At 31.0% G+C, this 25,638-nt stretch carries 19 protein-coding genes; 17 read left to right on the top strand and 2 right to left on the bottom strand.

The genetic code is table 11. From position 1 onward, the window contains the following. Positions 1-36: 36 nt before the first annotated feature. The 10 genes from BLV79_RS00990 to BLV79_RS00945 all read left to right on the top strand — a co-directional run bounded on the left by BLV79_RS00990 (position 37) and on the right by BLV79_RS00945 (position 15,634). Positions 37-1,845 carry a Tle-like phospholipase domain-containing protein gene (locus BLV79_RS00990; protein ID WP_074715220.1) on the top strand — a complete coding sequence of 603 codons (1,809 nt, stop codon included), beginning with the start codon at positions 37-39 and terminating at the stop codon, positions 1,843-1,845. A 180-nt stretch (positions 1,846-2,025) separates the two neighbouring features. Next, the gene (gene glgA, locus BLV79_RS00985; protein WP_074715217.1) at positions 2,026-3,483 is read left to right on the top strand and encodes a glycogen synthase GlgA; all 1,458 of its coding nucleotides are present in this window, start codon (positions 2,026-2,028) and stop codon (positions 3,481-3,483) included. A 251-nt stretch (positions 3,484-3,734) separates the two neighbouring features. Further along, positions 3,735-5,180, top strand: coding sequence for an alanine/glycine:cation symporter family protein (locus tag BLV79_RS00980; RefSeq protein WP_074715214.1), 1,446 nt, complete (start codon positions 3,735-3,737; stop codon positions 5,178-5,180). Between the two features lie 193 nt (positions 5,181-5,373). Beyond that, entirely contained in the window at positions 5,374-7,083 is a 1,710-nt protein-coding gene (locus tag BLV79_RS00975) for a glycoside hydrolase family 1 protein (RefSeq protein ID WP_074715212.1), read from the top strand. A 152-nt stretch (positions 7,084-7,235) separates the two neighbouring features. Then, a complete protein-coding gene (locus BLV79_RS00970; protein WP_074715208.1) occupies positions 7,236-9,770 on the top strand; it encodes an FtsK/SpoIIIE family DNA translocase in 2,535 nt (844 codons plus the stop codon). A 69-nt stretch (positions 9,771-9,839) separates the two neighbouring features. Continuing rightward, entirely contained in the window at positions 9,840-11,510 is a 1,671-nt protein-coding gene (locus tag BLV79_RS00965; protein ID WP_074715206.1) for a formate--tetrahydrofolate ligase, read from the top strand. Positions 11,511-11,527: 17 nt separating this feature from the next. After that, positions 11,528-12,370, top strand: coding sequence for a bifunctional methylenetetrahydrofolate dehydrogenase/methenyltetrahydrofolate cyclohydrolase FolD (gene folD / locus BLV79_RS00960; RefSeq protein ID WP_074715203.1), 843 nt, complete (start codon positions 11,528-11,530; stop codon positions 12,368-12,370). 16 nt (positions 12,371-12,386) lie between these two features. After that, positions 12,387-13,532 (top strand): chitobiase/beta-hexosaminidase C-terminal domain-containing protein, encoded by a 1,146-nt coding sequence (locus BLV79_RS00955; RefSeq protein WP_074715201.1) that lies wholly within the window; start codon positions 12,387-12,389, stop codon positions 13,530-13,532. A 30-nt stretch (positions 13,533-13,562) separates the two neighbouring features. Next, positions 13,563-14,924, top strand: a complete 1,362-nt coding sequence (locus BLV79_RS00950; protein WP_074715198.1) for a TrkH family potassium uptake protein — start codon at positions 13,563-13,565, stop codon at positions 14,922-14,924. Positions 14,925-14,989: 65 nt separating this feature from the next. Continuing rightward, a complete protein-coding gene (locus BLV79_RS00945; RefSeq protein ID WP_074715195.1) occupies positions 14,990-15,634 on the top strand; it encodes a potassium channel family protein in 645 nt (214 codons plus the stop codon). A gap of 120 nt (positions 15,635-15,754) precedes the next feature. Here the strand turns inward: BLV79_RS00945 and BLV79_RS00940 are convergent, their stop codons facing one another. Together BLV79_RS00940 and BLV79_RS00935 are read right to left on the bottom strand one after the other, a co-directional pair. After that, positions 15,755-17,416 (bottom strand): SulP family inorganic anion transporter, encoded by a 1,662-nt coding sequence (locus tag BLV79_RS00940; protein ID WP_074715191.1) that lies wholly within the window; start codon positions 17,414-17,416, stop codon positions 15,755-15,757. A 55-nt stretch (positions 17,417-17,471) separates the two neighbouring features. After that, on the bottom strand, positions 17,472-18,041 hold the full coding sequence (locus tag BLV79_RS00935; RefSeq protein ID WP_074715189.1) for a xanthine phosphoribosyltransferase: 570 nt from the start codon (positions 18,039-18,041) through the stop codon (positions 17,472-17,474). A 121-nt stretch (positions 18,042-18,162) separates the two neighbouring features. Here BLV79_RS00935 and rlmH point away from each other — a divergent pair, with 121 nt between their 5' ends. The 7 genes from rlmH to BLV79_RS00900 all read left to right on the top strand — a co-directional run bounded on the left by rlmH (position 18,163) and on the right by BLV79_RS00900 (position 25,569). Continuing rightward, positions 18,163-18,645, top strand: a complete 483-nt coding sequence (rlmH, locus tag BLV79_RS00930; protein WP_074715186.1) for a 23S rRNA (pseudouridine(1915)-N(3))-methyltransferase RlmH — start codon at positions 18,163-18,165, stop codon at positions 18,643-18,645. Between the two features lie 106 nt (positions 18,646-18,751). Continuing rightward, positions 18,752-20,056: a pyrimidine-nucleoside phosphorylase gene (locus BLV79_RS00925; RefSeq protein ID WP_173334772.1), complete on the top strand. Its 1,305-nt coding sequence runs from the start codon at positions 18,752-18,754 to the stop codon at positions 20,054-20,056. Next, the gene (locus BLV79_RS00920; protein WP_074715183.1) at positions 20,056-21,069 is read left to right on the top strand and encodes a PhoH family protein; all 1,014 of its coding nucleotides are present in this window, start codon (positions 20,056-20,058) and stop codon (positions 21,067-21,069) included. The genes BLV79_RS00925 and BLV79_RS00920 overlap by 1 nt, the downstream gene beginning before the upstream one ends. 39 nt (positions 21,070-21,108) lie before the next feature. Next, on the top strand, positions 21,109-22,284 hold the full coding sequence (locus tag BLV79_RS00915; protein ID WP_074715181.1) for a hypothetical protein: 1,176 nt from the start codon (positions 21,109-21,111) through the stop codon (positions 22,282-22,284). After that, a complete protein-coding gene (ybeY, locus tag BLV79_RS00910) occupies positions 22,281-22,778 on the top strand; it encodes an rRNA maturation RNase YbeY (RefSeq protein WP_074715178.1) in 498 nt (165 codons plus the stop codon). The genes BLV79_RS00915 and ybeY overlap by 4 nt, the downstream gene beginning before the upstream one ends. A 27-nt stretch (positions 22,779-22,805) precedes the next feature. After that, positions 22,806-23,894: a DUF3048 domain-containing protein gene (locus BLV79_RS00905; RefSeq protein WP_074715173.1), complete on the top strand. Its 1,089-nt coding sequence runs from the start codon at positions 22,806-22,808 to the stop codon at positions 23,892-23,894. Between the two features lie 13 nt (positions 23,895-23,907). Next, a complete protein-coding gene (locus BLV79_RS00900; RefSeq protein ID WP_074715170.1) occupies positions 23,908-25,569 on the top strand; it encodes a putative polysaccharide biosynthesis protein in 1,662 nt (553 codons plus the stop codon). Positions 25,570-25,638 lie beyond the last annotated feature (69 nt).

Below are 25,638 nucleotides of genomic sequence, written 5' to 3'. Positions count from 1 at the left end.
ATTTAATTAATATATGATAGCTAGAAGGGAGAAGCTATGAAGAAAAAAGTTATATGTTCAATTTTAATGTTTTCATTATTTTTGGGAGAAAGTGGAGGATTGATTAGTCCAAATTTGAAATATAATCCATTCCAAACAAAAGTTGTTGAGGCAAAAAATACTACGAAAGATAAACAAATTTCTCAAGGTAAAATTGCCAAGCAGGGATATGAGGTCAGATTAGGCCAAATGAAATATTTAAAAGAGTATGATTTGTTTTTACTTGAAACGGATAATTGTGATTCTATAAAAGGTCAGTTAAATAAATCATTAAAGAAGAATGAAAAGTTAAGTTACGAAATAAGAGATGACGTAGGAATTCTATTAGACAAAGGTGAAGTTATAACAAACAAAAAGACTTTTGTCATTAACAAACCTTCAATGACAATGGGAAAAAATATTTTGATATTTAAGAAAAATGGCAAAGAAGATGTCAGATTTATTTTTGCATCAACTCAGGGTGCAAATATTGATAAACTATTAATTGACAAGAATGATTCAGATGGAGACGGTGTGATAAATTATTTAGAAGATTATTATCATTTAGATAAAAATAATCCAGATACAGATCATGATGGCATTGATGATTACACTGAATTAATAACATCAAATCTAGATCCAAATAAAGCAAAGACTGATGGAAAGACACCAGATGGGGAACTTGACAGTGATAATGATGGTATCAAGAATTCAGACGAGATAAAAAATGGAACAGATCTTGATAATAGTGATATAGATAATGCATCTAATAATTCAATTAATTCCATAAATGAAAGTAAAGTGGGTGTTAATAATAGTAAAAATAATGCATCTCGACTTCAAAAAGCAGATAGTCTTAAAGCAAATGAGGATGAAGACGGAGATGGATTAATAAATTGTCAGGATTCACATCCGTTTGAGTGGGATGTATGTGATAGAGATTTGGCAATTTTTGCAGGCTTAAGTTACGAAGATGGAAGTAGATTTATTGGATCTATGTATAAAGCATCTGATATTGGACAACGTCCAGGTGAAGGCGGAGAAAAGATTTATTTTTTAAATGCAGGTAGTATAGATACTAATGGAATGGATAATGGAATTTCGACTAAATGGCAAATAGTTGATTACGAAAATAAAGAAACAATGATTGATTCTAAATTTAGTGCTACAACATTTAAAAATGGAAACAATATTGTAATTGCATTTAGAGGAACTGATGATGCTTATGGTGAATGGATAAATAATATAGTAGGAGTTGGAATGTTGAATTATCATTCAGAGGAAACTGAAGCTAAAAAATATGCTCTTCGAGTTGCGAAAATGTTTCCTAATACAAACATTTATATAACAGGACATTCACTAGGCGGATATTTAGCACAAATTGGTACAGCTGAACTTGTAAAAAACAATATTGAAGTTAAAAAAACGGCATATTTTAATGGTATTGGATTAAAATATAATAAAATAATGTTTTGGTCAAAAAATGAAGAACTAAACAATTTAAAGAAGTTTGCTAAGAACCATGAATTAATAAGCTACGAAATAAAAGGGGATGTTGTTTCTGCAATAGGAACTCATAGTGGAAAAATTATTACTTTTTTACCTTCAAAAGAAGCAATACAAAACAATAAAGATAAGTTTACAAATACTAAAGATTCAGATAAAATGTCAAAATCTTGTATAAATGTTTTGGGTTATTTATTTAAGGCAAATTTTAATGAATATTATAAAGAATACCAGTCGACATCTATTGTTGAATATTTACATTTGACACATGAAACTACTAGTTTTTATTATTATTTGTTTCAAGGTCGCAGAAAAGTGTAGAAAAAGCAAAAATTCTTACGAAAAATTCGGAAAAACAAAGAAAATTCGACATTTTTAATGGAAATTGCATTAAAAAAAGAGTATTATTATAGTGAGGGTTGTTTTGCTTTAATATAATGCTATATTTGAGTGAGATGTATGACACTTTAAGTTTTAAATAGAAAGAGGAGAGAAGTGGGTATGAAGAAAATACTTTTTGCAGCATCTGAGTGTGTACCATTTATTAAAACAGGAGGATTAGCAGATGTTTGCGGTGCGTTACCGAAAGAATTTGACAAAGAAAACTGGGATATAAGAGTTGTAATTCCAAATTATAGCTGTATTCCTTGGGAATACAGAAGTCAGTTTCAGTATGTTACACATTTTTATATGAGCGCAGGTAGTTATATATGCGATAAATATGTGGGCGTTTTAAAGTATGAGTTAGATGGGGTTACATACTATTTTATTGATAATGAGGAGTTCTTTACATGTCAATCACCATATGGAGATATCAGATTTGATATTGAAAAGTTTGTATTTTTTGACAAAGCAGTTTTATCAATGTTACCTCTAATTGATTTTCAGCCAGATTTAATTCATTGTCATGATTGGGAGACAGGATTAATTCCTGTATATTTAAGAAATGAGTTTATGGGAAATCCATTTTTCTGGAATATTAAATCTATCATTACAATCCATAATCTGAAATTCCAGGGCGTTTGGGATACAAAAACAATGGCTAATTTAACAGGGTTTGATAAATCATTGTTTACGCCTGATAAGTTGGAGTTTAATAAGGATGCTAATATGTTAAAAGGCGGATTGGTTTATGCTGATTACATTACAACAGTTAGCGATTCTTATGCTAATGAAATACAAACAGAATATTATGGAGAGGGTCTTAATGGATTACTTGCTGCCAGACATTTTGACATGCAGGGAATTGTTAATGGTATTGACTATAATACATATAATCCTGCCACTGATCCAAAAATATTTACAAATTATGATGCAGAGTCATTCAGAAAGAAAAAATCAATTAATAAAACCAAATTACAAGAAATGCTAGGACTTAAAGTTGATAAAAAAATGTATATGATTGGTCTTATATCTCGTTTGACAGATCAAAAGGGGCTAGATTTAATTAATTGTGTTATGGATAATTTGGTTGATGAGTATACTCAATTTGTTGTTATTGGTACAGGTCAGGGCGAGTATGAGAATATGTTTAGACAATTTGCTTGGAAATATCCAGATAGAGTTTCAGCTAATATTTGCTATTCAGATGATTTGGCTCATAAACTTTATGCAGCTGCTGATGCATTCTTAATGCCATCACAATTTGAACCATGTGGACTTACACAACTTATTTCATTTAGATACGGTACAGTTCCTATTGTGCGAGAAACAGGTGGCTTAAAGGATACAGTTCAACCATTTAATGAATATGAAAATACAGGAGATGGATTCTCATTTGCTAACTATAATGCACATGAGATGCTTGGAATTGTTAACTACTCAAAACATATTTTCTATGATAGAAAACGTCAATGGAATCAGATGATTGATAGAGGAATGGCTAAAGATTTTTCATGGAATGCTTCTAAATTTAGATATGAAGGTTTATATAGTTATTTAATTGGCGAAAGATATTAATGGAAGATAATAATGATGTAAAATTGTAAAAATAAGGACAATAAACTTTAACTAAGAAGTGATGTTAGAGTTTATTGTCTTTTTTTATATTATTTATAAGAATAATTAATAATTAACATATTTGTTTTCTATTGACTTATTAAAGAAATAAGTCTATTCTTAGTATGTACGTTGTACAAACAATGTTGTTTGCGACAGACGGACACAACGAATATTCGAAAACTAATTATAATAATAAAAAGGAGTAAACAATGCTTAATGCAATAAATCAATTTTTAGAACAAGTAGATAATTTTGTATGGGGTCCACCGCTTATGGTTTTAATTTTATTAGGTGGAATTTTATTAACTATTAAACTTTATGTTTTGCAAATCAGAAAGCTTCCATTAGCTTTAAAATGGATGGTAAAAAATGAAGAAGGCGGAAATGGAGAGATTACGTCTTTTGCAGCTTTATGTACGGCACTTTCTGCAACAATTGGCACAGGAAACATTGTCGGAGTAGCTACAGCTGTTGGTACAGGTGGACCTGGTGCTTTATTTTGGATGTTATTAGCAGCATTTTTCGGCATGGCTACTAAATATGCAGAAGGTTTGTTAGCAATTAAATATAGAACAGTTGATGAAAAAGGTCATGTATTAGGTGGACCATTTTATTATATTGAAAATGGAATGGGAATTAAGTTTAGATGGTTAGCAAAGATGTTTGCATTTTTTGGAATGGGAGTTGGATTGTTTGGAATAGGTACATTTAGTCAGGTAAATGGTATTTCTTCAGCAGTAAAGAACTTCTTTGATCCTAACAATAAAAATGTTATTAGTATTCCAGCAATAGGAGATTATTCAATAGCAGTTGTTATTTCTTCTCTGATTTTATCAATAGCAGTTGCATTGGTTTTAATCGGTGGGATTAAAAGAATTTCGCAAGTGAGTCAGGTTATCGTACCATTTATGGCTATTATTTATGTGGCATTTGTATTTTTGCTAGTGATTATTCATATTACACAGGTACCAGAAGCTATTGCAGTTATTTGTAAAGGAGCATTTAATCCTAAAGCTGTAACAGGTGGAGCAGTGGGAACAGTATTTGTTTGTATTCAAAAAGGTATTGCAAGGGGTATCTTTTCAAATGAAGCTGGTTTAGGTAGCGCACCAATTGCTGCTGCAGCTGCTCAAACAAAAAATCCTGTACGACAAGGTTTAGTAAGTATGACTGGTACATTTATTGATACAATTGTAATTTGTACAATGACAGGTTTATCTATTGTTTTAACAGGTGCATATAAAGTTCCTAAATTAGAAGGTGTACAAGTTACAACATATGCTTTTCAACATGGACTTCCTTTTGGAAATGCATTTTCAAGCTTTGTTTTAATGATATGTTTAGTGTTCTTTGCTTTTACAACAATATTGGGTTGGAATTATTATAGTGAAAGATGTTTAGAATATCTTGTGAAGGATAAAAAAGTTAATACTCATAAAGCTATTATAGTATTTAGATGGTTGTACATTTTAGCAGTGTTTATTGGACCATATATGACAGTTAGTGCTGTATGGACAGTAGCGGATATTTTTAATGGCTTGATGGCAATTCCAAATATGATAGCAATTTTTGCATTAAGTAATGTAGTTGTTAGTGAAACTAAAAAAGTTTTTTCAAATGATGTAACTATAAAAAATGAAACAGTTAATAATTAACGAAAATGTTTAAAAATAAACGAAAAATCAACGAAACAAGTACTATTTTTCAAGTAAGACTTTTTATTTAAGGAAAAAGAATATATAATAGTAGATAAAGATAAAGCTATATTCAATGATCATTTTGAAAATTGAATATAGCTTTAATATTTATAACTAAAAGGTATTTTAGAGGTATTAAGGAGGAAAGATTTTGTTAAGAGATGATTTTGTCTGGGGAGTTGCAACTAGCTCATATCAGATTGAAGGAAAAGATGATAAGATTCCACAGGGGGAATGTGTGTGGGATACTTTTATAAAAAAAGAGGGTAGTATTTTTGGCGGTCACAATGCAGATGTTGCGTGTGATGAGTTACATCAATATAAAAAAGATATACCAATGATGGCAAACCTCGGAATAAAAGCTTATAGATTTTCATTAAATTGGGCGAGAATTTTGCCAAATGGTGTAGGCGAAGTAAATGAAGAAGGAATAAAATATTATAGAGATGTTTTGAAATTATTAAATAAACACAATATAAAACCTTATATAACTTTGTTTCATTGGGAATATCCACAGGTTTTATTTGATAAAGGTGGTTGGTTAAATCCAGATTGTGTAGAATGGTTTGGAGAATATGCTAAAGTAGTAGCTGAGAATTTTAGTGATTTATGTACAGATTTTTTCACAATTAATGAACCACAGTGCGTTATTTATTTAGGACATACAATGGGTATACATGCACCAGGTGTAAAAATGCCGATAAGAGAAACATTACAAATGGCACATAATTTATTAAAATGTCATGGTATGGCTGTAAAAATGTTAAGAAGGTATTCAAAAACAGATATAAAAATAGGGTACGCACCTACATGTGGAGTGGCATACCCTGCAACCGATGATTCAAAAGATGTTGAAGTGGCAAGACGCGTGTATTTTGGCTTTGAAAATCCACTTGAAAATTGGGGATGGAATGTATCATGGTTTCTAGATCCTGTTGTTTTTGGTAAATATCCGGAAGAGGGAATAGAAAAATTTAAAGATTATCTTCCTAAAATTAGTGAAGAACAGATGAAAAAAGATTTAGAGTTAATTAATCAACCTATTGATTTTATAGGACAAAACATATATAACGGATACGAAGTTCGTGCAGTAGATGACGGTAAAGATGGTAAATATTTTGAATATGTTGATCGATATGTTGGATTCCCTAAAACAAGTATACAGTGGCCAATTACTCCAAGAGCATTTTATTATGGAATAAAATTTTTATCAGAAAAATACAAATTGCCTCTATATATAACAGAAAATGGAATGGCTTGTCATGATAATATTTCTTACGATGGAAAAGTACATGATCCGAACAGAATTACATTTTTAGATTCATATATTAGTGCAATGCAACAGGCATCAGATGATGGAGCTAACATTGTTGGTTACTTTTTATGGTCTATAATCGATAATTTCGAATGGGCTAATGGATTTGATGAGAGATTTGGTCTAGTTTATATCGACTATAGAAATCAAAAAAGAATTGTAAAAGATTCAGGCTTTTGGTATAAAAAAGTCATAGAAACAAACGGAAAATGTTTGAGCATTAATAATAAGTCTCAGGAGATTGTAATAGAAGATGTATTGGAAAAATATAAGGAAACTTATAGTGATGTATTAGATAATGCCACAGATTTCTTAGAGAAGATAATAGAACAAGAAGTACCTGATAAAAAAGCAAGAAGAGCAAAATTAAATCAAGAATTTATTGACAAAAATATGGAATTGTTTTCGGATGGAACATGTTTTATTGTCTTAGATGGAGATGCAATTTTAGAAAGTGGAATATTATTCCCAGGTGCGAAAGTTATGATTCCTGAGGATATACAAAGCATCAAGATTCTTGGAGAATGCAAAGTTGCATTTATCTAGATACACAAAAAAATAAAAAACGACATTTATAACTATAGCTTATAAGAAAGATGAAAGTTTTGTGCTTTCATCTTTTTTAATGACAAATTCCTTTAAATATGTTATATTTAGTGAGTGTAAATTGGAAGTTGATTCCTAGTGGGAGGTTAGTCATGGCAAAAAAGAAGGCAATATCTTCTAATAATAAAAGAAAACGTGGTCGACCTTCAAAGGCTGAACTTCAAGAAAAAATAGAAAAGAATGATCTTTTTTATAGAGAAGTATCTCTTTGGGGGATAATCGCAATTTCAGCGTTATTATTCATTAGTAATTTTCATATAGGTGGCATAGTTGGAGAATTTATTAGTAATTTTTTCTTTGGCATGTTTGGCCTTATTGCATATATTTTCCCAATACTATTGCTAGTTGGAAGTTTTTTTGTTGTATCTAATAAAGGAAATACAACTGCAAAGGTTAGAATGATCGGATCGATTATTTTTATGGTAATGGTTTGTTTATTTATGACATTACTTTTTTATGGAGATACATTGAAATCTCCATTTGAAGCATATAGGTATGGTGTTGTTTCTAGACTAGGTGGTGGATTTATAGGAGGATTGTTAGTATGTATACTATGTCCGGCATTTGGGTTAGTTGGAACATATATAATCGATTTCATAATGATCATTATTTCGCTAATTTTTGTTACTGGACAATCTATTATGAAGAAGTTTAAAAAAAGCGGAAAAATTGTCTATGAATCAGCTAAAAATACTAGCGCAAAGTATCAAGAGTTTAGACAGGAACAGAAGGAACTTTCGAAACTTAGAATGGACAACAAGGTAAAGGGTGTAAGTATGAATACGTTGCTTAAACCTTTTTCTAAAGATGGCAATAAAGAAGAAGCGTTAGATGGCAACGTAGATAAAATTGACACTTCAAGTGATGAAATCGGAGAAATAACTTCAAGTAATATTCCTGAAGTAATGAACAAAACGGAGACCGTTCTAGAGGCTGTATTTCCAGCAGATCCAGCGAAAGCAGATATGTTTTTGGACGACAATTTAGTTATTCAGGGTGATTTTGATAAAAACAGCGGCCAAAAAGTTGGTATGGTTGAGGAATTTAATGGCGATAAAGAAATTCGTGATAATAAAGAATCTCATGGAGGTTTGTATCAAAAAAAGGAAAACGTTTTCGAAAAAGATAATGTTTTAAATGGATTAGATGCAAAATCAACTAAGGATTATATATTTCCACCAGTTGATTTATTAAAAAAGAGTAAGTCTAAAAAGAATTCTAATAACGAAAAGTCTTTAAGAGAAACTGCTGCATTATTGCAGTTAACTTTAAAGAATTTTGGTGTAGATGTTACAGTTACTAATATTAGTTGTGGACCAAGTGTCACAAGATATGAAGTTCAACCTGAAATGGGTGTTAAAGTTAGCAAGATAGTTAATCTTGCCGATGATATCAAGTTAAATTTAGCAGCATCAGATATTAGAATTGAAGCTCCAATTCCAGGAAAAGCAGCTGTTGGCATTGAAGTTCCAAATAAAGAGAATCAGATGGTCTCATTTAGAGAACTGATAGAATCGAAAGAATTTTTTGAATCGAAATCTATGCTTAGTTTTGCAGTTGGCAAGGATATAGCTGGAAAAACTAAGGTTGCAGATATTTCTAAGATGCCACATGTGTTAATTGCAGGAGCTACTGGATCTGGTAAGTCAGTTTGTATTAATACTATTATCATGAGTATTTTATATAAAGCAAAACCGGATGATGTTAAATTAATCATGATTGATCCTAAAGTAGTTGAACTTAGTGTTTATAATGGTTTACCTCATTTGTTGATTCCAGTTGTAACTGATCCTAAAAAAGCAGCTGGAGCTTTGAATTGGGCTGTTGCCGAAATGACAGAAAGATATAATAAATTTGCTGAAACAGGCGTTAGAGAAATCAGAGGATATAATAGATTTGTTGAAAAACAAAAGAAAAAGACTGATGATTGTATATATGAAAAGATGCCACAAATAGTTATAATTGTTGATGAGCTTGCTGATTTGATGATGGTAGCATCTAATGATGTTGAAGAAGCAATTTGTAGATTGGCTCAGCTTGCGCGTGCAGCTGGAATACATTTAGTTATTGCAACTCAAAGACCATCCGTAAATGTTATTACAGGCTTGATAAAAGCAAATATGCCAAGTAGGATTGCATTCTCAGTTACTTCTGGTGTAGATTCTAGGACTATTCTAGATATGAATGGTGCAGAAAAACTGTTAGGAAAAGGGGATATGCTATTTTATCCGCAGGGCATTCCTAAACCACTTCGTATTCAGGGAGCATTTGTTTCTGATGAAGAAGTGCAAAATGTAGTAGAGTTCCTTACCGGAGAAAACGGTATTGCTGAATATAGTCAAGATATCCAGGATAAAGTTAAAGCACATGAAGGATCAAATCTATCAAATGCTAATAATAGTTCAGATGATAGAGATTCATATTTTATGGATGCTGCTGATATTGTTATGGATAAGGAAAGGGCGTCAATTGGTATGTTGCAACGTTATCTTAAAATAGGATTTAACAGAGCAGCACGTATAATGGACCAATTAGAGGAAGCAGGCATTGTTGGACCTGAAGAAGGAACTAAACCAAGAAAGATTATTATTTCAAAAGAAGAATATCTTTCTTTAAAAAATCATTAGCATGTAACTATTCCATCAGGATAGTTATGAAAAATATATAGTTTATAGATATATGGAGGAATTGGCAAAATGAGAAGCGACATTGAAATTGCACAACAATCAGAAATGTTACCTATTAAGGAGGTTGCAAAACAATTAAATATCTCTGAGGATGATTTAGAATTATATGGAAAATATAAAGCTAAGCTTTCAGATGAATTAATGACTAAAGTTGAAAACAATAAGAATGGTAAACTAATTCTTGTTACAGCTATTAATCCTACTCCAGCAGGAGAAGGAAAAACAACAACAAGTGTTGGATTAGGTCAGGCATTTGGTAAATTAGGAAAAAAAGCAGTAATAGCTTTAAGAGAGCCTTCTTTAGGACCTTGTTTCGGAATTAAAGGTGGTGCTGCAGGTGGCGGATATGCTCAAGTAGTTCCAATGGAAGATTTGAATTTACATTTTACTGGAGATTTTCATGCTATTACTTCAGCAAATAATCTTTTAGCCGCTTTACTAGATAACCATATTCAACAAGGTAATGAATTAGGTATTGATCCACGTCAAATCGTATGGAAAAGATGCTTGGATATGAATGACCGTGTTTTAAGAAACGTTGTTGTTGGATTAGGAAGAAAAGCAGATGGAGTTGTTAGAGAAGATCATTTTGTAATTAGTGTTGCTTCTGAAATTATGGCAATCTTTTGTTTGGCTGATGATATTCATGATTTAAAACGAAGACTGGGCAAAATTATTGTTGCTTATACATATGATGGAAAACCTGTAACTGCAGACGATTTACATGCTACAGGATCAATGGCTGCATTATTAAAAGACGCTATCAAGCCAAATCTAATTCAGACTTTAGAGCATACTCCAGCAATCGTTCATGGTGGACCTTTTGCTAATATTGCTCATGGATGTAACTCAGTAAGAGCAACAAAATGTGCTTTAAAATTAGCTGATTATGTTATAACAGAAGCAGGTTTTGGCGCAGATTTAGGCGCAGAAAAATTCTTTGATATTAAGTGTCGTATGTCTGGATTAAAACCAGATGCTGTTGTATTAGTTGCAACTATTCGTGCATTAAAGTATAATGGTGGCGTTGCAAAAGAAGATTTGGTTAACGAAGATTTAGAAGCTCTTAAGAGAGGAATAGTTAACCTTGAAAAACATATAGAAAATTTACAACAATATAAAGTTCCTGTTGTTGTTACATTAAATTCATTTGTTACAGATACTGAAGCTGAAACAGAATTTGTAAAGAATTTCTGCGAGGAAAGAGGATGTGATTTTGCACTTTCTGAAGTATGGGAAAAAGGAGGAGAAGGTGGAATCGCTCTTGCTAACAAAGTACTTAATACATTAGAAAAAAAAGAAAGCAAATTTGAATTGTTATATGATGATAGTTTATCATTAAAGGATAAAATTCAAACTATTGCACAAAAAATATATGGTGCAAAAGATGTAACATATTCTGTTGCTGCAGAAAGAGAACTTAAAAAAATAACAGAATTAGGATTTGGAAATATGCCAGTTTGTATGGCAAAAACACAATATTCATTATCTGATGATCCTAAAAAACTAGGTCGTCCTACAGGTTTTACAATGAATGTCAGAGAAGTATATGTTTCTGCTGGTGCAGGATTCGTGGTAGTATTAAATGGCGCTGTTATGACTATGCCAGGTTTACCAAAGAAGCCAGCAGCTAACAATATTGATGTAGATGATAATGGTGTGATTACTGGATTATTCTAAAGAGAGAGGATGGTATTTTGACACACTTAATTGATGGAAAACAGATTTCAACAGATATTAAAGAATCTTTGAAAGTTGAAGTCGCTAAATTAAAAGAAAAAGGAATTAACTGTGTTTTGGCAGTTATACAAGTAGGAGAGGATCCTGCATCAAAGGTTTATGTAAGAAATAAAAAGAGAGCTTGCGAATATATCGGTATAGAATCTATTTCTTATGAATTACCTGAAAAAACAACTCAAGAAGAATTACTTGAGATAATAGATAAGCTAAATGATGATGAAAAAGTAAATGGTATTTTATGTCAGTTACCTTTACCAAAACATATAGACGAAGATGTTGTAATAAAACGAATTTCTCCTCAAAAAGATGTTGATGGTTTTCATCCAGAAAATGTTGGTGCATTAGTTATTGGTCAAAAAGGATTTGTATCATGTACACCAGCTGGTATAATAGAGTTATTAAAAAGAAGTAATATTGATATTGATGGGAAACACTGTGTTATTGTTGGTAGAAGTAATATAGTGGGTAAACCTATGGCTTTACTTATGCTTAGAGAAAATGCTACAGTAACTGTTTGCCATTCACATACTAAAAATCTTAAAGGAATTACTAAAACAGCTGATATTTTAATAGTAGCAATCGGTAAACCTAAATTTATTAACGAAGAATATGTCAAAGATGGAGCTGTTGTTATTGATGTTGGAATTCATCGCCAAGAAAATAAAAAATTATGTGGTGATGTAGATTTTGATAGTGTATGTGATAAAACAAGTGCAATTACCCCTGTTCCTGGAGGCGTAGGACCGATGACAATTGCAATGCTTATGCATAATTGTGTAGAAGGCGCAAAAAATTATTAGGAGATGAAAGAAATTTATGAAATGCAAAAAATGTGGAGCTGATCTTCAAGATGGGGTAATATATTGCCCACATTGTGGAAAGGAAGTTCAGATTGTTCCTGACTACAACGAATTTGATGAAGAGTATTTAAAAAACATCATATTGCAAGAACAAATGAATAGTACTTTGGTAGAGGATAACCGCATTGATACAGAAGAACAAATTTCGATTAATTCTAATAATAAAAAAGAAAGAATTATTATTATGATTGGAATGATTACTGCTATAGTTTTGGCTATAGCAGTAGTTGTTTATACATCAATTGCTAATTATCATTCGAATTCATACACTTATCAAATCAATTCAGGGAAGGATGCGTTTAAAGAAAAAAATTATGATCTTGCAATTAAACATTTTAATAGAGCAACTGAAATTGATAAGACGAGATCATATCCTTTTGTAGAGTTAGGTTTGATATATGAAGCTAAAAAGGATAAAGTTACAGCGGAAGATATGTTTAAGAAAGCAATTCAGAAGGATAAAAAAGACATAAATGCATATAAATGCATTATAAATTTTTATGAAAAAAATGGTGATCTTAATAAAATTGTTGAATTAGCTCAAAAAGTAAATAATTCAAAAGTGAAGGCTTTATTTAGTGAATATATTCCTATAGAACCTGATTTTAATTCTGACACTGAGATATTTTATAATAAAATAGATATACAATTAATAATAGCAAATGAAACAGATGTTGTTTATTATACAATTGATGGTAAAGATCCTATAAAAGATGGTAAAGTTTATAATGTGAAGGATGGAATTATCATCAGAACACCAGGAACATACTATATTAAGGCAGTATCTAAAAATAGAAAAGGTATCTATTCTCAGGTTGTTGAAAAGAAATGCAAGCTTGCTCTATTGAAACCAGATCAGCCAGTAGTATCACCTAGTTCTGGCAGTTATGGAGCACCTACATATATCACGATTTCTGTACCAGATGGATGCGAGGCATATTATACATGGGATGGACAAACACCTACAAGAAATTCAGAAAAATATACAAGTCCATTTTTAGTACCAGAGGGAAATAATGTATTAAATGTTATTTCAGTTGATATAAAAACAGGTAAAGTAAGTGACGTATATAGTGCTTATTATGAATATTATTCACAATAATAAGTCGAATTGAATCGACTAGGAGGAAATATGAGAAAAACATTAAAAAGTGCACAAATTATACCAATAGGTTTTTTTGTATTTATAATGATAGGAACACTTTTATTAATGTTACCAATATCGACTAAACCATCTTTTTCAACATCATGGATTGATGCATTGTTTACAGCAACAACATCAATTTGTGTAACTGGCTTAGTTACTGTTGATACATATATGCAATGGACAGTTTTTGGTAAAGTAGTTATTCTGTTTTTAATTCAAATTGGTGGATTAGGAGTAGTATCTATTTTGACAATGATGTTAATTGTTTTAAATAAGAAAATAACAATAAAAGAAAGAGTTTTAATAAGAGATTCATTTAATTTAGATACAATTGATGGATTAGTTAAGTTTTTGTTAAAAGTTGTAAAAGGAATAGGAATAGTAGAAGCTATAGGCACAGTAGTTTATTCATTTATTTTAGTTCCTAAGTTCGGATTTATAAGAGGATTGTCATATTCTCTTTTTAATTCAGTATCTGCTTTTTGTAATGCTGGTATGGATATTATGGGACCAAATAGTTTAGAAAATTATAATAGAAATCCTTTATTTTTAATTAATACTATGTTACTTATAGTAATTGGAGGTTTAGGATATATAGTTTGGTTTGATGTTATTGATATAGCAAAAATATGTATTAATAAAAAAAGAAATTTAAAATACTTCTTTAAATATTTATCAGAGCATACTAAATTGGTATTAGTTTTAACATTTGGATTAATTTTATTTGGAGCAGGTTATATTTTTATCATGGAATATAATAATCCATATACTATCGGACATATGTCGTTACATAATAAAATTCTTAACTGTTTTTTTCAATCGGTTACTTTTAGAACAGCAGGTTTTTCTACCATATCACAGAAGAACTTACGTGGATTGTCAGGCTTCATGGGATGTATTCTAATGTTTATTGGGGGTTCTCCAATGGGTACTGCCGGTGGTATTAAAACAGTCACAATTTTTGTAGTAATATTATCTACATTTGATTTTGTTAGAAATAAGAAAGATATTACTATTTTTAATAGAACTGTAAGCGAAGAACTTGTTAGAAAATCTGTAGCAATTATTGTATTTAATTTTTTTGTTACTGTTACTCTTGCAATAATACTGTGCAAAACAAACAATCTTGATATTTTGGACGGGATGTATGAGACTTTTAGTGCAACTGCTACAGTTGGATTATCGAGAAATGTAACTGCTACGCTTGATTCAGTTGGTAAAATGATTATTATTTTATCAATGTATCTAGGAAGAGTCGGTCCAATTTCATTAGGATTGTTCTTTATAACATCTAGTTATAATAAAAATGATATAAAATATTCAAATGGTAGATTTTTAGCAGGTTAAATTAGTTGAATAAAACCAAATTTGATGATATCAAAAAATGAGTATTTAAAAGGAGTAGTGTATTAATGAGTAAATCAGTGGCTGTCCTTGGAATGGGACAATTTGGTAGATATATAACAGAAGAATTATGTGAAAGCGGAGCAGATGTGCTTATAGCTGATAAAAATGAAGAGATAATTAATCAGTATGCCAATATGGTAAGTATTGCATTAACTGCTGAATTAAGCGATCCAGAAGTTATTAGTAATATTGGATTATCAAATATGGATGTTGTAGTTGTATCAATGGGTGATAATCTTGAGTCTAGTATTATGTGTGTTATGGTAGCGAAGGAAGAAGGCGTAGAAAAAGTTCTTGCAAAAGCTTCGTCTGAGAGAATGGCCAATATATTAAAAAAAGTCGGAGCTGATGAAATTATTTTTGCAGAAAAGGAAAGTGCAAAAAGTAATGCTCGTAAAATAATGTCTTCTAATTTTTTAGAATTCTTTGAAATAAGTAAAAATGTTTGCGTTGTTAGTTTACGTCCTAAAAAAGAATGGATTGGTAAAAGCTTAAAAGAGTTAAGACTACGTGAAAAACATAAAATAAATGTTATTACAATGAAAAAAAATAACCGTATAATGTCATATTTAAGTCCGGAAGAAGTGATTGAAGAAGGAACAGAACTTTATATTTTGGCTGACGTAAATAGATTGAATCGATTGAAATAAGCATATAAATATAATTAAAAAATATTATAATAAATTATAACAAAAACATAATAATTAATAGAAAAAAACAAACAATGCCTTTTTTAAAAGTAAAGGTCATTGTTTGTTTTTGCATTAAGACTAATAATTTTTCTGTTTACCAATTTCTGCGGCACGTTTTAAAGCAGCATCGATATTAGGCCTAAAGTTTTCTATACCAATTTTCTCTATGAATTTGTTTTTCTTCATTGTTTTCATAGGTTGTTCATTAACATGTGAGAATACTAATTGAACGTTAGCTAATTCACATTGTTTGTATAATTTTTCAAGTCCTTGCATGGCAGTAGCATCAATTGCAGGGACTCCACGCATACGAATAATAAGAATTTTAGTATATTCTTTTAATTCGATTAGCTCAATAAGTTCACTGTCTCCAAAAAACATAGGACCTATAATTTCATATACACGAACATATTCAGGTACATATTTTTTATCAGTAGCATCTGGGTCATTCTCAGGATCAATATATGTCCATCCCATAACGCTTGATTCATCACTCATACGCTTCATGAATAATAAACATGCAAAAATCATACCTACTTCAATAGCAACGACTAAATCGAATAAAATTGTCAAAACAAAAGTTGTACACAAAACAATTATATCGCTTTTTGAAGATGTTTTACATAAATGTGTAAAAGTACGCCATTGACACATATTATAAGCTACTAAAAACAATATAGCTGCAATAGTTGGCATTGGAATAAGTTTTGCATATGGCATAAGTACAATCAAAACAAGTAGTAATGTGATTGAATGTACAATACCTGCAACAGGTGTTTTGCCACCGTTTTTGATATTAGCAGCTGTTCGTGCAATTGCACCAGTAGCTGGAATACCACCAAATAAAACTGAACCTATATTACCAATACCCTGAGCAACCAATTCAGTATTTGAACGGTGTCTAGAATTAATCATTCCATCTGCTACTACACAGGATAAAAGTGATTCAATTGCAGCAAGAATTGCTATTGTAAATCCATCTGAAGCTGCAGCTTGAATTCCATTTATAGTAATAGATGGTAATGTAAATTTAGGTAAACCACCACGGATAGAATATAAATCACCAATAGTATAAACATTTAGTTTTAGAACTTTTACTAAGATGATACATACAATAACTGCGATGATTGAACCAGGTATTTTTTCACTTATTTTTGGCCATACAATTAAGATAACCAAGCTAATAACGCCAATTATAACGGCATTGATGTTAAAAGTTGAAGTTGATTTTGAAAGTGCAACAAGTTTTTCAATTGAGCTGATAGCTGTTGTTCCTTTTGGATAAGTTGCACCTAAGAAATCTTTTAATTGGCCAATTAAAATTGTTACAGCTATACCTGCTGTAAATCCTGTGGTAATAGTATAGGGTATAAACTTAATTAATGATCCTAACCTTAACACTCCCATAAAAATAAGGATCACACCGGCAATAAGTGTAGCCAACACAAGACCATTCATTCCTCTATTAGCTACAATTCCCGCAACAATAGTAGCAAAAGCTGCAGTTGGACCAGCAATTTGAACTTTGCTACCACCAAAGAATGAAATTAAGAATCCAGCAATTATAGCTGTATAAATTCCTTCTTCTGGACCGACGCCAGATGCTAATGCTAATGCAATAGATAACGGAAGAGCAATAATTGCTACAATTATTCCTGATACCAAATCTTTTGCAAATTGTTGTCCTGAATAATTTTTTAAGTCAGAGAACAACATGGGCTTTAATTTTTCTTTTTGCATTACTGTTTAAACCTCTTTTTTCTTTTTGCCAAAAAAAGTTTAAAAAATAAAATTATTAATCAAACGTAATAGTTTTATTGGTTAGTGATTTGATTTTTACTAAAGACACAACATCGATACCTAGTTCCTTTAATTTAGTTTCTCCCGGTTGAAATACCTTATTGATTATAACGCCCACTCCGGCAGTAGTTGCGTGTGCTTTATGAAATAGGCGTAGGGCACCGACCGCAGCTTCTCCATCAGCAAGGAAATCATCAATTAGTAAAATATGATCATCTTCTGAAATATATTTCTGAGATACTGTTAACTCATAATTTTTTTGATGAGTAAATGAGTAAACTTCAGTCTGATATAAATCACTATTAAGATATTTAGATGGTTCTTTTTTCAAAATAATAAGAGGAACGTTTAGTTCTTTAGCTGTCATTAAAGCAGGAGCAATTCCAGAACTTTCAATAGTTGCTACTTTTGTGACTTTTTGCTCTTTAAATTGAGCAGCAAAGTTTTTTCCTATTTTGTCCATTAAGACGGGGTCAATCTGGTGATTAATAAAACTGTCGACTTTAATAATTTCATCATTTATAACCTCTCCTTGGGCTAGTATTAATTTTTGTAATTCCTCCATAAAAAACACCTCCACAGTTAAAATAAACTCTCCTAACAATATTATAACATTTTTTTTACAACTATGGAAAACAAAATCGTAAATACTTTACGAAAAAGCTAAATAATATTATAATATACGTATGAAAATATCAGTAATATGCGTAGGAAAAGTAAAAGAAAAGTTTTATAGAGATGCAATTGCGGAGTACTCAAAAAGGCTTAGTAGATATATTAAGTTAGAAGTAATAGAAGTTGCAGATGAAAAAACAAAAGAACAATGCACAGAAAACGAGATAAACATTGTTAAAGATATAGAAGGAGAAAGAATTATAAATGCCATTAAGGATAGTAATGCCTATCTTGTTTGTCTCGCAATAAATGGAAAAAAGTTAGATTCTGTTGAATTGTCAAAAAAAATTGAACATCTTGGAATACAAGGTACCAGTCATATATATTTTGTGATAGGAGGATCACTTGGCTTATCAGATAATGTACTTAAAAAAGCAGATTATTTATTAAGTTTTTCAAATATGACGTTTCCTCACCAATTGATGAGAGTAATCTTGTTAGAACAGGTGTATAGAAGTTATAGAATTATGAATAATGAGCCGTATCATAAATAAAACATATCATAAACATAATATGTTACGAACAAACCGTATCATAAAGCAACGAATAATAGATAAAATTTGTTTTTGAGTTGAATTTTTGACTAGGAGGAAAAACAACATGAGAATGTATGACATTATCATGAAAAAAAAAGAAAATGAAGAATTGGCAACAGAAGAAATTAAATTTTTTGTAGAAAATTATACAAATGGGACGATTCCTGATTACCAAGCTTCAGCTTTACTTATGGCTATTTGTTTTAATGGAATGTCTAAGAAAGAAACATTAGATTTGACGTTAGCTATGCGAGATAGTGGAGATGTATTGGATTTAAGCTATATAGATGGTATAAAAGTTGATAAACACAGTACAGGTGGAGTAGGAGATAAAACTTCACTTGTTCTTACTCCGCTTGTTGCAAGTTTAGGAGTACCAGTTGCAAAAATGTCTGGTCGTGGATTAGGTCATACTGGCGGAACGATAGATAAATTAGAATCATTTCCAGGTTTTACGACAGGAATATCCGAAGAAACATTTAAAGAGAATATTCAAAAAATAGGCATAGCAATTGCAGGTCAGACAGCGAACTTAGCTCCTGCTGACAAAAAACTGTATGCACTTAGAGATGTGACTGCAACAGTAAATCAGGTATCATTAATTGCAAGTTCCATAATGAGCAAAAAATTAGCTTCAGGAAGTGATGCTATCGTGCTTGATGTAAAAACCGGAGATGGAGCTTTTATGAAGAATTTAGAAGATTCAAATAATCTTGCTAAGGAAATGGTAGCAATTGGTAAATTAGCAAACAAACATACAGTTGCAGTTATTACTGATATGAATCAACCTTTAGGAAGAAATGTAGGTAATATTGTTGAAGTTAAAGAAGCGATAGACACTTTAAATGGAAATGGTCCTTCTGATTTTAAAGAAGTTGTGTATGAATTGGGTTCTCAAATGTTGATTGCAGCTAATAAGGCAACTACAAAAGAGAAAGCTTTTAGATTAATGGATGAAGCAATAGAAAATAAATCAGCATTAAATAAATTCGCTGATTTTGTTAAAGCGCAGGGTGGCGATGAATCTTATGTCTATGAGCCAGATAAATTCCAAAATGCAAAGTATACAGTTGAAGTAAAGGCCACACAAAACGGATATGTAAGGAATATATTTGCGGAAAGTATTGGAAATGCCTGTATGATGCTTGGAGGAGGTCGAGAGACAAAGGATAGCGTCATAGACTTAACAGTTGGTATTTATTTGAATAAAAAAGTGGGTGAATATGTTGAAAAAGATGGCATTTTAGCTACTATATATGCAAATGATATGGATAAAGCAGGCATGGCTAAGAAAGTTATATTTGATGCATATGAATTGACTGAACAAAAAGTGTTAGCGCCTAATGTAATTAAAGGAGTAATTGATTAATGAATATGACAGAAAGAATTATGACAATGGAAACTGAACATTTATCTAATATATTTGGTCAGTTCGATTCACATGTAAAGAAAATTGAAAAGACTCTTGGAGTAACTGTTATCGTAAGAGATAATTTAGTAAAATTCATTGGAAACGATAATGCATGTTCAAATGCACAGCTGATTTTCAAACAATTGTATGAATTATCAAAACGAGGAAATGAGATAACAGATCAGACTGTAAACTATGAACTATCATTGATACTAGAAAAACAAGATCCATCAGCTATTGTAACATTAGATGGAGATATCATTTGTCACACGATACAGGGTAAACCAGTTAAGCCTAAGACTATTGGGCAAAAGAAGTACGTTGATTCTATTAGAAAAAATATGGTTACATTTGGCATAGGCCCAGCAGGTACAGGAAAAACTTATTTAGCAATGGCAATGGCTATTACCGCTTTTAAGAATGAGGAAGTAAGTAGAATTATTTTGACTCGTCCTGCTATAGAAGCTGGAGAAAAACTTGGATTTTTACCAGGAGATTTGCAAAGTAAAATAGATCCATATTTAAGACCGTTATACGATGCATTGTATCAGATAATGGGAGCGGAAAGCTTTTTGAAAAATCAAGAGAAAGGATTAATAGAAGTAGCTCCGCTTGCTTATATGAGAGGTCGTACTTTAGATAATGCTTTTATTATTCTAGATGAGGCACAAAATACAACCTCAGCACAAATGAAAATGTTTTTAACAAGAATTGGATTTGGATCAAAGGTTGTTATTACTGGTGACGCAAGCCAAAAAGATTTGGCTCCGGATACTCAATCTGGTCTAGATGTTGCACTTAAAGTTTTATCAAATGTCGATGAAATTGGAAAATGCAAATTAACAGCTAATGATGTTGTAAGACATCCTTTAGTTCAAAAAATTGTTAAAGCATATGAAAGTTATGAAGAAAGAGTTGAAAAGAATAAGAAAAGAAGAGCTAAAGCTAATGCTAAAAACAGATCAAAATAAAGCAAACAAATTTTAAATTAATAAAAAGGGTGGGAGATTATGGAGGAGAAGGTAACACCTTATAGGGTTATTCCAATGGTAATAATGTTTATAATTATTTTTTCATCTAGTTTAACATTAGGATTCTATCGAAGTTTAACTGTTCATGAATATCTATTATTGTTAATATTAGATGTGGTTTTTTGGGGATTATTTATATATGAATTAGAATACAAAAGAACACATAGACAAATACATAATAATACACAATGCAGTTTTATTAATGTATCAATAGGAATGTGTATATCAACAATAGTTACTGTGATTTGTTGTTTTGTGCCAGATTTTATAAAACCTATCATGTTGATTGTGGTTATAATGTGTGCTTTTTCAACAGATGTTTTAGCAATAATCTATGGGATTTATTCAATTGTACTTGTTTCAATAATAAATAATTCTAGTAAAGAAGAGATAGTTGCAGCAGTTCTTATTATTATTTTTACAGCAATTGTAGTAAACAGTTTTGCAAATGCCAATGATTATGTGTGGAGCTGTTTGACGATGTTTTTTGTTAATTGTATGATAAACACGTTATTCTTTTTTGAAAAAAATAATACTGTTTCAAAGAACTATTTTATAAGCATAATTGCAATTAGTACATTAAATTGTTTATTTACACTTGTATTCTATAAAAAAGTGTATCATAATACCATAAGTGAGGAAAAAAATAAATACGAAGAAATTTTGGATGAAAATTATCATGCAATTTTAAGCGTAAAGGCTTTTTCTCCAGAAGAATACAATCATGCAGTTAAGGTATCTGATTTATCATATAGGTGTGCAAAGAAAGTTGGTTTTGATACGACTTTATGTGCAACAGCCGGTTTTTACTATAGAATGTGCAAATGGAATGATAATCAAGGAATTGATAAAGCAATACAGAAGGCAAAATATGAATGCTTTCCTGAAAAAGTAATAAATATTATTTCTGAATATAATGGAGAAAAAAAATTGCCTTCTTCAAAAGAATCTGCACTAATAAATATGACAGATACGTTAATTGATAAGATGGAACATATTAAAAATGTTAAAGAGAATTCTTTAGATTTTGAAATGTTAATATATCAAACATTAAATGATTTTTCAATAACTAATAAGCTTGATGCCTCAGGAATGAGTGTACATCAGTTTCTTTTGGTTAGAGACTATTTAGTGAAGGAGGGAATCAAAAAGTGATTTTTGATTTAGAAGAAATTTGCAAGGTTCCATTTGAATTTAATTATTCAGAACTTGCAGAAAAGGTAATAAGTTTTTGCCTTGAGTATATTGAATTCCCTTATGAAGCAGAAGTTAATTTGACATTAACAAATAATGAGGAAATTCATAAAATAAATTTAGAGCATAGAGGGATTGATAGACCAACAGATGTTTTGTCATTTCCAATGCTAGAAAATGCTACTCCAGGAGATTTTTCTTCTTTAGATGAAGATGATTGCGATGCATTTGATTACGATACAAATGCGGTGATGCTTGGAGATATTGTTATATCAGTTGACAAAGTTCTAGAACAAGCACAAGAGTATGGTCATAGCATAGAAAGAGAATTTGCTTTTTTAATTTGTCATAGCATGCTTCATTTGTTCGGTTATGATCATATGGAGGATGATGAAAGAACAGAAATGGAAACTCAACAACGCATTATAATGGAAAAACTAAATATACTTCGATAATCAATATATTATTAGGGGGATAAATATATGAGAAAAAAGTACGTTATTAGTTTGTTAGTTTGTGCAATGTGTGGTAGTCTATTAGTTGGTTGTAAAAAAGAAGAAAAGCAGGGACCTGCTGAAATAAAAACCAATAAAACTTCGAATGCAGTTGAAAAAAACCATAAAGGTAAAATTCAAAGTTTGTATACGGGAGAGTGGATTGATAAAAAATTAGCTCAAAAAAGACCAGTTGCAATTATGGTTGAGAATACGCATGCGTGTTTTCCACAGTATGGTATAAGCAAGGCCGATGTCGTTTATGAGTGCCCTGTAGAGGCAGGGATTACACGATTTATGGTTATTATGCAAGATTATTCAAATAGCAACATTTTGGGAAATATCAGAAGTACTAGAGACTACTATGTGCAATATGCTAAGGAATATAATGCTGTCTTTTTTCATTGTGGAGAGAGTAGATTTGCGGTTGATTCTTTAAAAGATATTGATAACGTTGATTGTATTGTAGGAAGTCAGGAAAAATATTTTGAAGAAGTACCACATAAGAATCCTCCTCACCATATATTTACATCCACTCATAAAATAGAGAAGGCGTTTAGTGATTTGAAATATTCAACTACGCTTGATAAATCAGCTAAAGCATATTTTAATTTCGCAGAATCTGATAACAAGGTTAATTTGAGTTCAGGTAGTAGAGTTGAGTATATAAAACTATATTATCCAAATGCTAAACCATATTTTGAGTATAATAGGGCAAACAAAATGTATTATAGAGGCGAGTTTAATGCTTCTCAGACAGATGGTTTAACAAATGCTACTCTTGCTGTAAAAAATATTATTATACAAGAGTGTAAGAGTTCTATAAGGGATAAGAGTGATGGATCTTTAAAGATTGAAACAATAGGAACAGGAACAGGAAAATATATTACTAATGGTCGTATGATAGATATAATCTGGAAATATGACACAAAAAAGAATAAAACTTGTTACTTTGATTCATCGGGCAAGGAGATTACCCTTAATCCGGGAAAAACTTGGGTGTGTATTTCTGAATTTAGCAAAACTAAAGGAAATAAGTTTTACACCACAAAAAAAGAATATGAAAGAAAAAAATAATTGAGGAAATAAAATGAGTCAGTCAAAGAAAAACAGGTCAAATTTTTTAGTGCAGGGTTCAATTCTTGCAATGGCATCAATAATAAGTCGAATAATAGGCTTGGTCTATAGGTTACCGATGACAGCTATTTTAAAAGACGTTGGAATTGGATACTATGGTACAGCTTTTGAAATATATAATGTTATGCTTATTATTTCATCATATAGTTTGCCCCTAGCTGTTTCTAAACTTGTATCTGCTAAGTTGGGTCAAGGCAATAAAACAGGTGCATATCAAATATTAAAAGGTGCGCTTGTTTTTGCAGCAGTATCGGGTGGAACTGTTTCATTAATTGTATTTTTTGGTGCGGATTATTTAGCAGGTATTATGAATACTCCTATGAGTGCTTATGCGTTAAGAGTTTTAGGCCCTGGATTAGTTGTTGTAGCTGTTTTGGGTGTTATAAGAGGATTTTTTCAGGGTACAGGCACAATGGTACCAAGCGCAGTATCTCAAGTAATTGAACAGATTGTTAATGCAGTAGTTAGTGTTTGGGCAGCGTATGTATTGTACAATTATGGAAAACGTATTGGAGAAGTATTAGGTGACAAGGAACATTATTCAGCAGCATATGGTGCAGCAGGTGGAACACTTGGTACCTTGATGGGATCAGTAGCAGCATTGATTTTTGTGTGTATTATTTTTGTCACTTACTTAAAAGTCTTTAAGAAAAAAATGAAAAAAGAACATAATGTGGAAGTTGATTCTTTTTCATATACAATGAAAATACTTATTGCTACTATTATTCCAGTTCTTTTAAGTACAACAGTTTATAATATTAGTGCAAGTATTGATCAGGGTATTTTTAAAAACATTGCTGCTTTGCAAGGATATTTACCAGATAAAACTGATGCCTGGTATGGTGTGTTTACCGGAAAATATCGTTTGTTGATTAATGTACCTATTTCGATAGCTTCAGCTATGGTAGCATCAGCTGTTCCTAAATTAACATCTTCATATGCACAAGGTGATTTAGAAGCTGTGCGTCATCAGATTCAAGCATCAACTAGATTTATAATGGTAATTGCTTTCCCTTGTACAGTTGGATTAATGGCTTTAGCTCGCCCAATTTTAATTTTGCTTTTCCCAACAACAGTTGGAAATATTGATGTTGCAACTAACATGATGTTGATTGGCTCTGTAGCTATTATTTTTTATTCAATATCAACACTATCAAATGGTTTATTACAAGGTATTGATAAACTAAAAATTCCAGTAATCAATGCTTGTATTGCTTTAGTAACTCATGTATTATTGTTAATCTTTTTAATGTTAGCTTTTAGATTAGGAATTTATGCGGTAGTAATTGCAAATACATTTTTTGCATTTATTATGTGTATTTTAAATAGTAAAGCAATAGTGAAATATAGTGGGTTTGAAAGGGAGTATAAAAAAACGTATATTATCCCAGCTTTATGCTCAGTAATTATGGGAGTGCTTACATTCTTCACATATCACGGAGTATATAAAATTATCAGAAGAAATTCTGTGGCAGTTATTTTTGCATTTGTTGTGGCATTTATTTCTTATGGAGTATTATTATTACTTCTTAAGGGACTTACAGAAGATGAACTTAGACATTTCCCAGGTGGAAGACAATTGGTTAAAATGGCAAAAATGGTACATTTAATGTAGTAAAAATGGGCACTAATTAATTCTATTATTATGTTATAATAAGGATTAATGATGTGCCCTATTGTAATT

It is taken from the genome of Lachnobacterium bovis DSM 14045 (genome assembly GCF_900107245.1).
In the GTDB taxonomy this organism is placed as follows: Bacteria; Bacillota; Clostridia; order Lachnospirales; family Lachnospiraceae; genus Roseburia; species Roseburia bovis.
Note: the sequence above shows the minus strand (reverse complement) of the source record. Positions and strands in the feature narration are given on the sequence as shown.